Annotated in this window: 11 protein-coding genes; 8 read left to right on the top strand and 3 right to left on the bottom strand. The window is 45.9% G+C overall.

Translation table 11 applies throughout. The features are described 5' to 3' along the window. Positions 1-106 precede the first annotated feature (106 nt). Together metH and pnuC are read right to left on the bottom strand one after the other, a co-directional pair. Complete coding sequence (metH, locus tag PJIAN_RS13555; protein ID WP_068705962.1) at positions 107-3,790, bottom strand: methionine synthase; 3,684 nt, start codon at positions 3,788-3,790, stop codon at positions 107-109. A 118-nt stretch (positions 3,791-3,908) separates the two neighbouring features. Further along, positions 3,909-4,565 carry a nicotinamide riboside transporter PnuC gene (gene pnuC, locus PJIAN_RS13550; RefSeq protein ID WP_068705959.1) on the bottom strand — a complete coding sequence of 219 codons (657 nt, stop codon included), beginning with the start codon at positions 4,563-4,565 and terminating at the stop codon, positions 3,909-3,911. A 223-nt stretch (positions 4,566-4,788) separates the two neighbouring features. On the opposite strand from pnuC, the gene purH reads away from it, so the two are divergent. The 6 genes from purH (at position 4,789) to rodA (ending at position 12,181) form a co-directional block, all read left to right on the top strand. After that, positions 4,789-6,312 (top strand): bifunctional phosphoribosylaminoimidazolecarboxamide formyltransferase/IMP cyclohydrolase, encoded by a 1,524-nt coding sequence (gene purH / locus PJIAN_RS13545; RefSeq protein ID WP_068705957.1) that lies wholly within the window; start codon positions 4,789-4,791, stop codon positions 6,310-6,312. A 202-nt stretch (positions 6,313-6,514) separates the two neighbouring features. After that, positions 6,515-7,534: a rod shape-determining protein gene (locus PJIAN_RS13540; protein WP_068705955.1), complete on the top strand. Its 1,020-nt coding sequence runs from the start codon at positions 6,515-6,517 to the stop codon at positions 7,532-7,534. A 22-nt stretch (positions 7,535-7,556) separates the two neighbouring features. Continuing rightward, positions 7,557-8,393, top strand: a complete 837-nt coding sequence (gene mreC, locus PJIAN_RS13535) for a rod shape-determining protein MreC (protein WP_068705953.1) — start codon at positions 7,557-7,559, stop codon at positions 8,391-8,393. Further along, positions 8,390-8,887 carry a rod shape-determining protein MreD gene (gene mreD / locus PJIAN_RS13530; RefSeq protein ID WP_068705945.1) on the top strand — a complete coding sequence of 166 codons (498 nt, stop codon included), beginning with the start codon at positions 8,390-8,392 and terminating at the stop codon, positions 8,885-8,887. The genes mreC and mreD overlap by 4 nt, the downstream gene beginning before the upstream one ends. A 2-nt stretch (positions 8,888-8,889) precedes the next feature. After that, entirely contained in the window at positions 8,890-10,761 is a 1,872-nt protein-coding gene (locus PJIAN_RS13525) for a peptidoglycan D,D-transpeptidase FtsI family protein (RefSeq protein ID WP_068705943.1), read from the top strand. Continuing rightward, complete coding sequence (rodA, locus tag PJIAN_RS13520) at positions 10,724-12,181, top strand: rod shape-determining protein RodA (RefSeq protein WP_439951414.1); 1,458 nt, start codon at positions 10,724-10,726, stop codon at positions 12,179-12,181. Before PJIAN_RS13525 ends, rodA begins: the two co-directional genes overlap by 38 nt. A gap of 33 nt (positions 12,182-12,214) precedes the next feature. Here the strand turns inward: rodA and PJIAN_RS14950 are convergent, their stop codons facing one another. Beyond that, complete coding sequence (locus PJIAN_RS14950; RefSeq protein ID WP_153802578.1) at positions 12,215-12,358, bottom strand: hypothetical protein; 144 nt, start codon at positions 12,356-12,358, stop codon at positions 12,215-12,217. Positions 12,359-12,524: 166 nt separating this feature from the next. Here PJIAN_RS14950 and PJIAN_RS14820 point away from each other — a divergent pair, with 166 nt between their 5' ends. Further along, positions 12,525-12,857, top strand: a complete 333-nt coding sequence (locus tag PJIAN_RS14820; protein WP_084252420.1) for a DUF2752 domain-containing protein — start codon at positions 12,525-12,527, stop codon at positions 12,855-12,857. Next, entirely contained in the window at positions 12,808-13,170 is a 363-nt protein-coding gene (locus PJIAN_RS13515; protein WP_068705939.1) for a TM2 domain-containing protein, read from the top strand. The genes PJIAN_RS14820 and PJIAN_RS13515 overlap by 50 nt, the downstream gene beginning before the upstream one ends. Positions 13,171-13,190: the final 20 nt, after the last annotated feature.

The following is a 13,190-nucleotide window of genomic DNA, read 5'->3' as shown; positions in this document are numbered from 1 at the left end:
TACAATTAACATTTACAGCCCGACAAAAATAGTATTTTCATCTTGTATCAACAAGCGATACGGCTGTTTCATCGAGGCGGAACAAGATTTTTTAGCGTTTCGAAAGTTATCTTGGCAACCATTTGGTCGACTCTTCTACAGTGATGCCCCGTTGCGCTGCGTAGTTTTTGCGTTGTTCGTCATCTATTTTGCCAACCATGAAATAGCTCGACTGCGGATGAGCAAAGAGCAGGCCGCAAACCGATGCGTTGGGACTCATGGCTCCGTTTTCGGTAAGTGAAATGCCGATTTCGGAGAGATTCAGCAGCTTGTTGAGGTCGAAAATCAACGAAAGATCGGGCAGGGAAGGATAGCCCACTGCCGGACGAATGCCCTGATAATGTTCTTTTAAAATTTCTTCTTTACTCAACGCTTCGTTTTTGGCATATCCCCAGAACTGACAACGAACCTGCAGGTGCAACCATTCGGCAGCAGCTTCGGCTATACGGTCGGAGATGGACTGGATAAGTAATGCTGAGTAGTCGTCGCCCTGCGCAGCATACTCTTTTGCAATCTGCTCGGCACTGGCAACCGATGTGGCAAAAGCGCCGAGATAGTCGGTACGGTTTTCTTTTTCGGGCAACAGGAAGTCTGCCAGAGAGAGGTTATGTCCATCGGGTTTTACCGCTTGCTGACGAAGTACCGGTAAGGCAGTTGTCTGTCCATTACTGCGTATAATCAACGCATCACGGTTGTCGGTTGCATTGGCTTCGTAGAATGATACCACAGCTTTGGCTTTTATCCCTTTTGTGCTGAGAATATTGAGCAGGCGGGTAGCGTCGCGGAACAGTTTCAGTGCTTCACGAGCCTTGTCCTGATCTTCGGACGGAAAACTGTTGATCCATGCTTGTTCGCACGAAGGACATTCGTGAATGTTTTCAATGCCGGGGTAACTGCCGGTGATGCGCCATGCCTTAAAGAAGAACCTCCAGTCGATATAAGGAAACAACGTGTCGATGGAGATGTCGAGTGTTTGACGGTCGAATTGTACAGGACGCAGCGGTGTGAAATTGCTCCAGTTGATATTCAACGCGTTCTTCTTTGCATCGGCCAACGGCAGAAGCGGCGTTTTTACCTCTTTTGTAACCATCTTCTCCTGTTCATCGCGGATAAAGGCGGCAAATTCGGCATAGGTTTGTTTGTTGACCAGTTTTCCCAAATAAGAGACACCCAGTGAAGCATCGCGTGAATAGACCACCACGTTGTTGGTGTAGTTGGGGGCTATCTTTACGGCCGTATGTATTTTTGATGTAGTGGCACCGCCGATCATCAACGGAATGTTGAGCCCGGCTTTTTGCATGGCGGCAGCTACGTGACACATCTCTTCCAGCGAAGGAGTAATCAATCCGCTGAGTCCTATCACATCCGCTTTTGCGTCAATTGCCGCCTGAATAATGCGGTCGGTGGGTACCATTACACCGAGATCGACTACCTCGAAGTTGTTGCAGGCCATAATCACTCCTACAATGTTTTTGCCGATGTCGTGCACATCGCCTTTGACCGTTGCCAATACAATTTTGCCGGCTTTTTGTACGGCCTGTCCGCTTTGGTGCGCCTCGATGTGTGGCTGCAAAATGGCGACGGCCTGTTTCATGGTGCGGGCTGTCTTTACCACCTGCGGTAAAAACATCTTACCCTGTCCGAAGAGATCGCCCACGGTGTTCATGCCATCCATCAACGGTTCTTCGATAATGGTCAGCGGATTTTCGTAAACGGTCAGCGCTTCAGCCAGATCCTCTTCGAGGTGTTGACCGATGCCTTTAATCAGGCAGTATGAAAGCCGCTCCTGTAACGAGCGGGTACGCCATTCATCCTCTTTCTTTTCGATGGTTTCGTTGCTGCTGTCGGCTTTGATTTTTTCGGCCAGTTCGATTAGTCGTTCGGTGGAGTCGGGTCGCCGATCGAAGATCACATCTTCCACCCGTTCGAGCAACTCTTTGTCGATCGATTCGTATACCTGCAACATACCGGCATTCACAATGCCCATGTCCATCCCGGCCTGGATGGCATAATAGAGAAATACCGAGTGCATCGCTTCACGCACCGTGTTGTTGCCGCGGAACGAAAACGAGAGATTGCTAACCCCTCCGCTCACTTTCGCATACGGTAGGTTCTGCTTGATCCATTCCGTTGTGCGAATAAAGTCGATGGCATAACGGTTGTGCTCTTCGATGCCGGTGGCAATGGCCAATACATTCGGATCGAAGATGATGTCCTGAGGCGGAAAGCCCGCCTTTTCGGTTAATATTTTATAGGCGCGTCCGCAAATCTCGATGCGGCGCTCGAAGGTGTCGGCCTGGCCTTTTTCGTCGAAAGCCATCACCACAGTGGCGGCTCCGTATTGACGAATGGTACGGGCATGATGCAAAAACACCTCTTCGCCCTCTTTCAGGCTGATGGAGTTGACCACCGCTTTTCCTTGCAGGCATTGCAGGCCGGCTTCGATCACGTCCCATTTCGAGGAGTCTATCATGATGGGGAGCTTGGCGGCATCCGGTTCCGACATCAGGTAGTTGAGGAACGTTACCATCTCTTCTTTGGTTTCGAGCATGGCATCATCCATATTCACGTCGATGATTTGCGCACCATCTTCCACCTGCTGACGGGCAATACTTACTGCCTCTTCGTATTTTTTTTCGGCGATCAACCGCAAAAACTTGCGCGATCCGGCCACGTTGCATCGTTCGCCGATGTTGACGAAGTTATTTTCATGAGTAATCTCCAATGATTCTAATCCCGAAAGACAGGTATTGGTGGATTCCGGAACCGGTTTCCTTATCTTTTTGCCTTCAACCAACGCATAATATTTTGCAATGTGATCGGGGGTTGTGCCGCAACATCCACCGATGATATTCACCAGTCCTTCGTCGAGGTATTCTTTGATCTGTTCGGCCATCATGTCGGGTGTCTCGTCGTACGCTCCGAAACGATTGGGTAGTCCGGCGTTGGGATGCGCGCTTACATACCAGGGCGCAAAGTCCGACAACTCTTCGAGGTATGGTTTCAGGTCGCGGGCACCAAATGAACAGTTGAGCCCCACCGAGAGCAGATCGGCATGAGAGATGGAAGCCAGAAAAGCACGGATGGTTTGCCCCGAGAGGGTACGTCCGCTCTTGTCGGCTACCGTTGCAGAGAGCATCAGGGCTGCTTTAATGCCGGTTTTTTCCATCGCGAGGTTGGCGGCACAAATTGCTGCTTTGGCATTGAGTGTGTCGAAAATGGTTTCGATGAAAATGGCATCCACGCCGCCTTCGAGCAGTGCTTCGATCTGTTCCTGATAGGCAACCGTCAGATCGTTGAAGGTTACGCTACGGAAAGCCGGGTTATTCACATCCGGTGAAAGAGAGGCCGTTTTATTCGTCGGTCCAACCGAACCGGCTACAAAACGGGGCTTGTCAGGATTTTTTGCGGTAAACTCATCCGCCAGACGACGCGCCAGTTTGGCACCTTCCAGATTGATAGTGCGTACCTGCGCTTCCATGCCGTAATCGGCCATCGAGATAGCCTGAGCATTAAACGTGTTGGTTTCTATGATGTCGGCTCCAGCTTCCAGATATTGACGGTGTATGGTCGAAATGATGTCCGGTTGCGTGAGGCAAAGCAGGTCGTTATTCCCCTTTTGTGGAATGGAAACACCGGCAAAGAGCTCTCCTCTGTATTGCTCTTCGGTGAGTTTATAGCGTTGAATCATCGTTCCCATTGCTCCATCAAGAATGAGAATGCGATTCTGTATTACGTCTTTCAATTGCATGTGCTTAACGTTTAATGTTTAGTGTTTAATGTTGAATGATTCCCTGTTTTTGGAGGGACTTCAACCTGGAGTAAAAAAGTTCGGAAGAATCTTGCAAGAGAGATTCATTTTTACTTCTTCAAATTTTCACCTCTTCATGTCTGGTTTTATACAGTTTTATCCAGTTTGCCAACCCATAGATGGCCATCAGTGTAAAAATTAGGTATTCGAGCGAAAAGAACTGGATACCTTTCAGCCAATACATGACGGTACAAATTATATCGATAACGATCCAAACTATCCAGTTTTCTATTTTGCGTTGCGCCAGCATCCAGTTAGCCAGAATGCTGAGTACGGCTACAAACGAATCGGGATATGGATATGCTGCCGGGGTGGGGAATACAGTGGGTATTATCTGATGAATATGGCTCATAAAATAGCCAATGCCAATGGTGCCGACAATCATCAGTATAATATGCACGATTCGTCCCCTGATGGTTAAAAGCGTAATAGGTGTTTGCTCTTCTGTTTTCATGCCGTACCAGTATATCCACCCGTATATCCCGGTGATGACATAGTAGATCTGGAGAAACATATCACTGTAGAGGCTTACCTGATAGTAGAGGATAAAAGCCAAAACGAAATTGACGAGTCCTACCGGCCATGACCAAATGTTCGACTGAGTGGCGAGAATAACGGCCAGGATACCGGTCACTGTGCCGAGGAGTTCCACCAGACTCATTTTATATCCTAAAAATTCGGCAATTGTATAATTAATACTTAAAAATTCAGTCATTTAAATGTTGTAGCAAAGTGGGTTTGGCAGTCATCAAATTCCAGTACAAAAATACAACACAGCCGCCGTAATTGCAAGTTGAGCAGCACAGCTGAGCAGCACAGTATTTGTGGCTCTCTGAGATGACTGTTTTTTCAACTTTTTGCGGCTCCAAAATAACTTTAAAACGAATCTGTTATATCCAAACATTTTTGTACATTTGCAGGCATTAAAAATTCAACCGATGAGCGAAAGAAAACCTATTAAAACAGCCTTTGTATCAGTCTATCACAAAGACAAATTAGATGTTATCATCCGTGAATTACATGCACAGGGTGTCGCATTTATCTCCACAGGAGGTACACAAACCTTTATTGAATCACTGGGAATCCCATGCCAGGCAGTAGAAAATCTGACCGGTTACCCCTCTATTTTCGGTGGTCGTGTTAAAACTTTGCACCCAAAAGTTTTTGGTGGGATCCTCTATCGTCGTGACGAAGCCGGAGACCTCGATCAGGTTGCTCAATATGAGATTCCTACCATTGATTTGGTAATTGTGGATCTTTATCCTTTCTCTCAAACGGTTGCTTCAGGTGCTGCTGAACAAGATATTATTGAAAAAATAGATATTGGCGGTATTTCTCTTATTCGTGCTGCTGCCAAAAATTTCAACGACGTGATTATTGTTGCATCGCAGGCACAATATCAGCCGCTGTTGGACGTTATTACTGAAAACGGTGCTTCTACTACGCTGAAAGAACGTAAATTCTTCGCTAAAGAGGCTTTTGCAGTTTCTTCGGGTTACGATAGCGCAATTTTCAACTACTTCGATGGTAACGACGGAAGTTATTTCCGTGCTGCCGACGACAATGCAAAAGTATTGCGCTATGGTGAAAATCCTCACCAACAGGGCGTATTCTACGGCGATTTCGATGCAATGTTCGAACAGTTACAGGGTAAGGAAATTTCTTACAACAACCTTCTGGACATTGACGCTGCCGTTAATCTGATCAACGATTTTGACGAAGTAACTTTTGCCATCCTCAAACACAACAACGCTTGCGGTATTGCTTCGCGTCCTGCTGTGATTGATGCGTGGAAAGCTGCTCTCGAAAGTGATCCGGTTTCTGCTTTCGGTGGTGTTTTGGTTACCAATGCCGTAATCGATAAAGCAACAGCTGAAGAAATTACCAAGATTTTCTTCGAAGTGATCATTGCTCCCGATTACGATGTGGATGCACTCGAAATTCTTACACAAAAGAAAAACCGTATCATTCTCGTTCAGAAAGATGCCAAATTGCCGACCAAACAGTCGCGTACGGTATTGAACGGTATTTTGGTACAGGATAAAGATACTAAGATCGAAACTGAAGAAGACCTGAAGGTGGTAACGAAAAAAGCCCCGACAGCAGCCGAAGTGGAAGATCTTCTTTTTGCAAACAAAGTGGTAAAACACTCCAAGTCGAACTCTATCGTTCTTGCTAAAAACAAACAGTTGTGTGCAAGCGGCGTGGGGCAGACTTCACGTGTGGATGCCCTGAATCAGGCAGTGGAAAAAGCACAAAACTTCAAAATGGAGTTGCAGGGTGCTGTGATGGCATCGGATGCCTTCTTCCCTTTTCCTGATTGCGTACAGATTGCCAACGAAGCAGGTATCACAGCCGTAATTCATCCGGGTGGTTCTATCCGCGATAACGACTCTGTGGAAGCTTGTGATGCAAACGGTCAGTCGATGGTGATGACAGGTTTCCGTCACTTCAAACATTAAAATAAAGATTTAAGAACCAAGAGCCAGGAACCAAGACAAACTGCTATCGTTTTTTTGAACTAATTTTTGGCTGTAAGTAATATAAAGAGTGAGATTGTTCTGAATATGTATGAGAAGCCAGGTTGTTTATCTTGGTTCTTGTATCTTGATTCTTGGTTCTATCATTTGATAAAATATAAATTCATTCATAACCAACTGAATAATGGGATTATTTTCATTGACACAAGAAATCGCTATTGACCTTGGAACGGCCAATACGATTATCATTCATAACGACAAGATCGTTGTGGACCAGCCTTCGGTGGTTGCCCTCGATCGTCGTACCGACAAGCTGATCGCTGTCGGCGAACGTGCCCGTCAGATGCAAGGGAAGGTTCATGAAGACATTCGTACCGTGCGTCCTTTGCGCGATGGTGTGATTGCCGACTTCTACGCTGCCGAGCTGATGATCCGCGGTATGATTAAAATGCTGCAAACACAGAAGACATTCTTCACTCCATCATTGAAAATGGTGGTTTGTATTCCTTCAGGCAGTACCGAAGTTGAAATTCGTGCTGTGCGCGACTCTTCTGAACACGCCGGTGGACGTGAAGTTTACATGATTTACGAACCTATGGCTGCTGCTATCGGTATCGGACTCGATGTTGAAGCTCCGGAAGGAAACATGGTTGTTGATATCGGTGGTGGTACAACCGAAATTGCCGTGATCTCTCTTGGCGGTATCGTTACCAACAAATCTATCCGTATTGCCGGTGACGATTTGACGGACGATATTGTAGAGTATATGGGTCGTCAGCATAACATGAAGGTGGGCGAACGTACTGCCGAAATGATTAAAATGAATGTAGGTGCAGCTTTGACATCGTTGGAAGATGCTCCGGAAGACTTTGTGGTACGCGGCCCGAACCGTATGACCGCGCTTCCGATGGAAGTACCTATTTCTTATCAGGAAATTGCTCACGCTCTCGATAAAACCATTTCGAAGATCGAAACGGCTGTGTTGAGTGCGCTTGAACAAACTCCTCCCGAATTGTATGCCGATATCGTTCGTAACGGTATCTACCTTGCGGGTGGTGGCGCCTTGCTGAAAGGTCTTGATAAGCGTTTGGCTAATAAAATGAATATTCCATTCCACATTGCCGACGATCCTCTCCATGCTGTTGCGCGTGGTACAGGCGTTGCGTTGAAGAATGTAAACCGTTTCTCGTTCTTGTTGCGATAACAGGCAACCATAAAAATCAGGCATGGAACAACTGTTGCGATTTTTGATGCGCTATGGGGTATACTTCCTCTTTGTATTTCTGGAGGCAATCTCTTTTGTCTTCATTGTCAATCAAAACAGCTTTCAACGTGCCTCTTTTTTATCGTCGAGCAATTATATTTCGGCTTCGGTCTATTCGGCAGCCAACTCTTTCGTAGAGTATTTCGGACTGTCAGAAGCCAATAAACAGCTTTCGGACGAGAACAATCAGCTTAAAAATAAAGTTGTCAGACTCGAAGCCGAGTTGGCACAACTTACAGATACCACAGACAGACGGCCTTTGGTGTTGGCGGATAAAGAATATCAGTTTATTGCTGCTAAAGTAATCAGCAATAGTGTCAATAAGCTGAAAAACACTATTACGCTCAACAAAGGTCGTTTGGATGGTATTGAACCGGAAATGGGTGTGATCAACAATCAGGGTGTGGTTGGCGTGGTTAGCGCGGTGACCGACCATTATGCATCTGTAATACCGGTTCTTAACTCCAAATCACGCATTAGCTGTAAATCAAAACGGTCTAATGATTTTGGAGTCCTGCTCTGGAATGGCATCGATCCCGATTATGTACAAGTGGATGAGGTTCCCCGTCATGCTGTGATTCATGTGCGCGATACCTTGGTAACCAGCGGATTCTCATCTATTTTCCCCGAAGGTATTCCTGTCGGATATGTCACACGGTGTGCTACTCCAGAAAATAAGAGTTACTATTCGATTGAAGCTAAAACAGCCGCTATCTTCCGTACTCTTTCGTACGTGAAGGTGGTGAAATTCAAATATAAAGAAGAACTGCGTGAAGTGCAGAAGGAGGATGAGCAATGAGTACGAATCTTGTGTTGAAACATACTTTACGCTTTATCGTGCTTGTGCTGTTGCAGGTGCTGATTTTCAATAATATCCGTTTTCTTGGATATGTCAATCCGCTTATTTATATCTGGTTTGTCATCTCGTTTCCCACGGGCGTTAACCGTTCTCTGACTCTTTTGGTAGCTTTTCTGATGGGAATGGTGATTGATATTTTCTCCAATACTCCCGGAATGTACGCTTTTGCAACTGTTTTTGTGGCTTTTGCACGTAAAGATCTGCTGCAACTGTTTGTACCTAAAGATATGTATGCCAACTATGAGCCTTCGGTAAAAGTGCTGGGACTGCCTATCTTCCTGAAATATGTGACTTGTATGGTCATTGTGCTTCATTTGTTGTTATTTACGCTTGAAGCTTTTTCATTTCAACACTACTGGCTGGTACTTCTTAAAACAGCCATCAACTCAGTAGTCACCATCTTGCTGGTGCTGAGTACCCAAAAATTTAAGTAAGCATGATCAACGATGAGCTGCAAAACCGAAAATACGTTATCGGTGGCCTGATAGCGTTGATTATTCTGATCTTCATTGCGCGTCTGCTATTTCTTCAGGTGTTTACCGAATCGTATAAAGAGTCTGCCGAAGGGAATGCTTTCCTGAAACGGACTATCTTTCCTCCAAGAGGTCTGATTTATGACCGTTTTGGTAAACTTCTCGTTTACAACCGTCCTTCGTATGATGTGATGGTGACAATGAAGGAGGTGACTTCGCTCGATACGATGGATTTCTGTAATACATTGGGTATTACAAAAGAAGATTTCGTCGACCGTATGAATGAAATCAAAGACAAGAAGATCAACCACAACTATTCTCCTTTTACTCCTCAGGTATTTGTCAACCAGTTGCTGGCTGACGATTATGCCCGCCTGATGGAAAAATTATACCGTTTTCCGGGTTTCTCCATTCAGCAGCGAACTATCCGCGATTATGCCTACAAGTCAGCTGCTCATGCCCTCGGTTCCATCGGAGAGGTGTCGCGTACCACTATCGAGAAGGACGATTACTACAAAATGGGCGACTATATCGGTATTACCGGTTTGGAAAAGAGTTATGAAGAAGAACTCCGTGGTGAAAAAGGAGTACAGATAATGCTGAGAGATTCTCGCGGACGTATCAAAGGCCGTTATGCCAATGGTGCTTATGACGAAGAACCGATTCCGGGTAAAACACTCCGGCTCGGGCTTGATATTGAGCTGCAAATGCTGGGCGAACGTTTGATGAATGGCAAACGGGGTAGTATTGTTGCGATAGAACCCTCAACAGGTGAGATTCTGGCTGCTGTATCGTCGCCTACTTACGATCCAACATTGATGGTCGGCCGTCAGCGTTCTGCCATGTTCAAAGAATTGAATGCCAATCCCAATAAACCTTTGCTCGATCGTACGGTGATGGCGCGTTATCCGCCGGGATCGACTTTCAAGGTGGCAAATGCACTGGTGCTGCAACAAAACAATATTATAAACGGAGGAACACGATACCCGTGTCACCGTGGTTATACGGTAGGACACTTCCATCTGGCCTGTCACGCACACGCATCTCCGCTCGATCTTTACGGAGCTATTGCCAACTCGTGTAATGCCTATTTTTGTGCAGGCTTGAGGGCTATGCTCGATAACGATAAATACAAAAATATTACCGAAGCGTTCAATATTTGGCGTTCGGATATTATGACTTTCGGTTTCGGTAAGAAACTCGGAGTGGATTTGCCTCACGAAAATGGCGGAAATGTTCCTACTACCAAGGCATACGACCGTGTTCATGGGAAAGGACGCTGGCGCTCGCTCAACGTGGTTTCTATTTCTATTGGTCAGGGTGAGGTGGTGGCTACTGCCATGCAAATTGCTAACCTTTGTGCCAATGTTGCCAATCGCGGATATTGGATTACTCCGCACATGGTGAAGTATATAGAAAATCAACCGATTCCTGAAAAATTCAAAGAAAAACATACTACTGCCATCGAGAAAAGATACTATGATGTATGTGTGAGGGGTATGGAAATGGCTATTTTGGGTGGTACTGCCAAAGGTGGTCAGATACCGGGCATAGAGGTTTGTGGGAAAACAGGTACGGCACAGGATCCGCCCCGTAAGGACCACTCTGTATTTATGGGATTTGCCCCGAAAGTGCATCCGAAAATTGCTATTATGTGTATTGTCGAAAACAGTGGTTTCGGTGCAACATATGCAGTGCCCATCAGTAGTTTGATGATAGAGTTTTACCTGCGCAGGAAGATTTCTCCTCAGCGTCAGGAATTGCTGGATAGAATGGCAAGTACCGTTTTGATACATAATTATGGAACGCAGAATAAGATTAGCACAGACAATTGATTGGTGGATTGTTGCTCTTTACCTGATTATGATCATATTCGGGTGGTTCAACGTGTACGGTGCAAGTTATGACTACACCCAGACTACTTTTTGGGGTTTCGAATATCGCTCCGGAAAGCAGTTGATATGGATCGCCTGTGCGCTGGTCATAGCCGGTTCTATTCTGTTGATAGACGGAAAGATATACGAGCAGATGGCCAACCTGTTTTACTGGGCAATGCTCTTGCTACTGCTGGTTACCATATTTATAGCGCCGAATATCAAGGGGTCTCACTCCTGGTTGGTATTTGGCCCCATCAGTTTTCAGCCGGCCGAGCTGGCTAAGCTCGCAACAGCACTGGCGTTGGGGAAATTTATCAGCAAGACGGGCTTTTCGATGGGGAACCGGCGAGATGCGTTAGGGGCGATAGGGCTCATTATGTTGCCCTGTATGCTCATTATCCTTCAGTCGGAAACCGGATCGGCGCTGGTATTCTTTGCCTTTTTCCTGATGCTTTACCGCGAAGGTTTGCCCGGTGTTTTCCTGATGGTGGCAGCCTGTATGGTGGTCTTGTTTCTTATCATCGTTCCATTGAGTGATTTGCCCGTTTATCATAACGTGGGTTCACTTGGATTTATGCTGGCATTTATCTTTATACTGCTTGTGGTGATGGGTTGCGTAATTGCATACGAATCCGACGGAACTACCATGTTGCATATTCTTGGCGGTACAGCTGTTCTGTTTGCCATTGCCGGTTTGCTCAATATCTGGTTTGATGTACAGTACCAGATTTTTGCCCTGATCGCTGTGATTGGTGCTGCCATTTACCTGTTGTTCCTCTTTCTTTACCGGAGTAAACGTTCGTATATCTGGGTGGCGCTGTTTGCTATCGGATCGGTAGGCGTAAGTTTCTCCGTCGATTATTTCTTTGATCATATTCTTGAGCCTCACCAACAGACACGTATTAAAGTGGTGCTGGGTATGGAAAAAGACCCCAAAGGCGTTGGTTACAACGTGAATCAATCCAAAATCGCTATCGGTTCGGGCGGCTGGGTTGGAAAAGGCTTTTTGAACGGTACTCAGACCAAACTGAAATACGTTCCTGAACAGGATACCGACTTTATCTATTGCACTATTGGTGAAGAACACGGATTTGTGGGTGCTGCCGGAGTGTTATGTTTATTCGGACTGCTCTTTTACCGGATCATGCGGATAGCGGAGAATCAGCGCGACACATTTACCCGGGTTTATGCCTATTCTATAGTGAGTATAATGCTCTTCCACGTATTGATAAACGTGGGGATGGTGTTGGGGATAACGCCCGTAATCGGTATTCCGCTACCTTTCTTTAGTTACGGAGGCTCTTCACTCTGGTCATTTACCGTCATGCTGTTTATTTTGCTTCGTCTGGACATGACACAGAAAGTCCGCTTCAGATAAAATTTCAAAATAGGCTAATGTTGCTGAGTCAGATTAGGAACGGCCTTGTCCGGTGAGCAAAAAAACAAGTGAGTGAAGCGTAAAATCGCCCACTGTTAGAAACTCCTGACGTAAGGAAGGAGTGAGTTTGGGCGATTTAGCTTGGCGAACGCCGGTTTTTTTAAGCGAAGCGGGCATAGCCTTGACCTTTTTGTCTCCTTTTTATGTCAAGATAAAAAGGAGATCGGGGTCACAGGGGCGGAAGCCCCTTATCAATATCTTCACGTGTAATTACCCCAGATTGCATACGGCTGCTTATTTAATAGAAAAATAGCATATATTTGCAGGGCATAAACAACTTACTATGCCTCACAAATTCAGACAGCTTGTCGAACCAGCTATTTGGCTTACCGCTCTTGTTTTGCTATTCTTTATGGACACATCAAAGGATAGTGCTTCCTTTTGCCTTTTCAAAATGGTGGGCTTTCACTCCTGTCCCGGATGCGGCATCGGTCATGCCATGCACGACGCTTTGCACTTAAATTTTGCGCGTTCGTTTCACGAGCATCTGCTGGGCATTCCTGCCGTACTAATCATACTGTATACAACAATCAAGTCATTATACACACTTAAACCACACAAAAGCCATGGATCAACAAAAATTATTTATGATGCTTCCCGGCATGCAGCCGGATGAACTGATTTTCATTCAGACTCTGACAGAAGACATGACAGAGAATCAGCAACAACAGTTTATTTCGTTATATGCAGGCCGTCGCAAAGAACAACAGACAATGTTGATTATGACTTTGATCGGTTTTCTGGGTGTGGCAGGGTTGCAGCGCTTTATGCTGGGTGAAATCGGTATGGGCATCCTTTACTTCCTTACCGGAGGATTGTGCTGTATCGGTACCATTATCGACCTGATCAATATTCGCGAAATGACTTTCCGTTACAACAAGAATCAGGCAGCCGAAGTCGCCACAATGATCATGTCGATGAAGCGATAGAAATAATACAGGTGCCATGC

Source organism: Paludibacter jiangxiensis, from assembly GCF_001618385.1.
GTDB lineage: Bacteria > Bacteroidota > Bacteroidia > Bacteroidales > Paludibacteraceae > Microbacter > Microbacter jiangxiensis.
The sequence above is the reverse complement of the archived record's forward strand: the minus strand, read 5'-3'. Positions and strand labels throughout refer to the sequence as shown.

Bases quoted from the DNA above. Each gene is read 5' to 3' on its own strand.
- PJIAN_RS13540 (WP_068705955.1), top strand. From the start codon at position 6,515: ATGGGATTATTTTCATTGACACAAGAAATCGCTATTGACCTTGGAACG.
- PJIAN_RS13525 (WP_068705943.1), top strand. From the start codon at position 8,890: ATGATCAACGATGAGCTGCAAAACCGAAAATACGTTATCGGTGGCCTG.
- mreC (WP_068705953.1), top strand. From the start codon at position 7,557: ATGGAACAACTGTTGCGATTTTTGATGCGCTATGGGGTATACTTCCTC.
- PJIAN_RS14820 (WP_084252420.1), top strand. From the start codon at position 12,525: ATGCCTCACAAATTCAGACAGCTTGTCGAACCAGCTATTTGGCTTACC.
- mreD (WP_068705945.1), top strand. From the start codon at position 8,390: ATGAGTACGAATCTTGTGTTGAAACATACTTTACGCTTTATCGTGCTT.
- PJIAN_RS14950 (WP_153802578.1), bottom strand. From the start codon at position 12,358: ATGCCCGCTTCGCTTAAAAAAACCGGCGTTCGCCAAGCTAAATCGCCC.
- metH (WP_068705962.1), bottom strand. From the start codon at position 3,790: ATGCAATTGAAAGACGTAATACAGAATCGCATTCTCATTCTTGATGGA.
- PJIAN_RS13515 (WP_068705939.1), top strand. From the start codon at position 12,808: ATGGATCAACAAAAATTATTTATGATGCTTCCCGGCATGCAGCCGGAT.
- pnuC (WP_068705959.1), bottom strand. From the start codon at position 4,565: ATGACTGAATTTTTAAGTATTAATTATACAATTGCCGAATTTTTAGGA.
- purH (WP_068705957.1), top strand. From the start codon at position 4,789: ATGAGCGAAAGAAAACCTATTAAAACAGCCTTTGTATCAGTCTATCAC.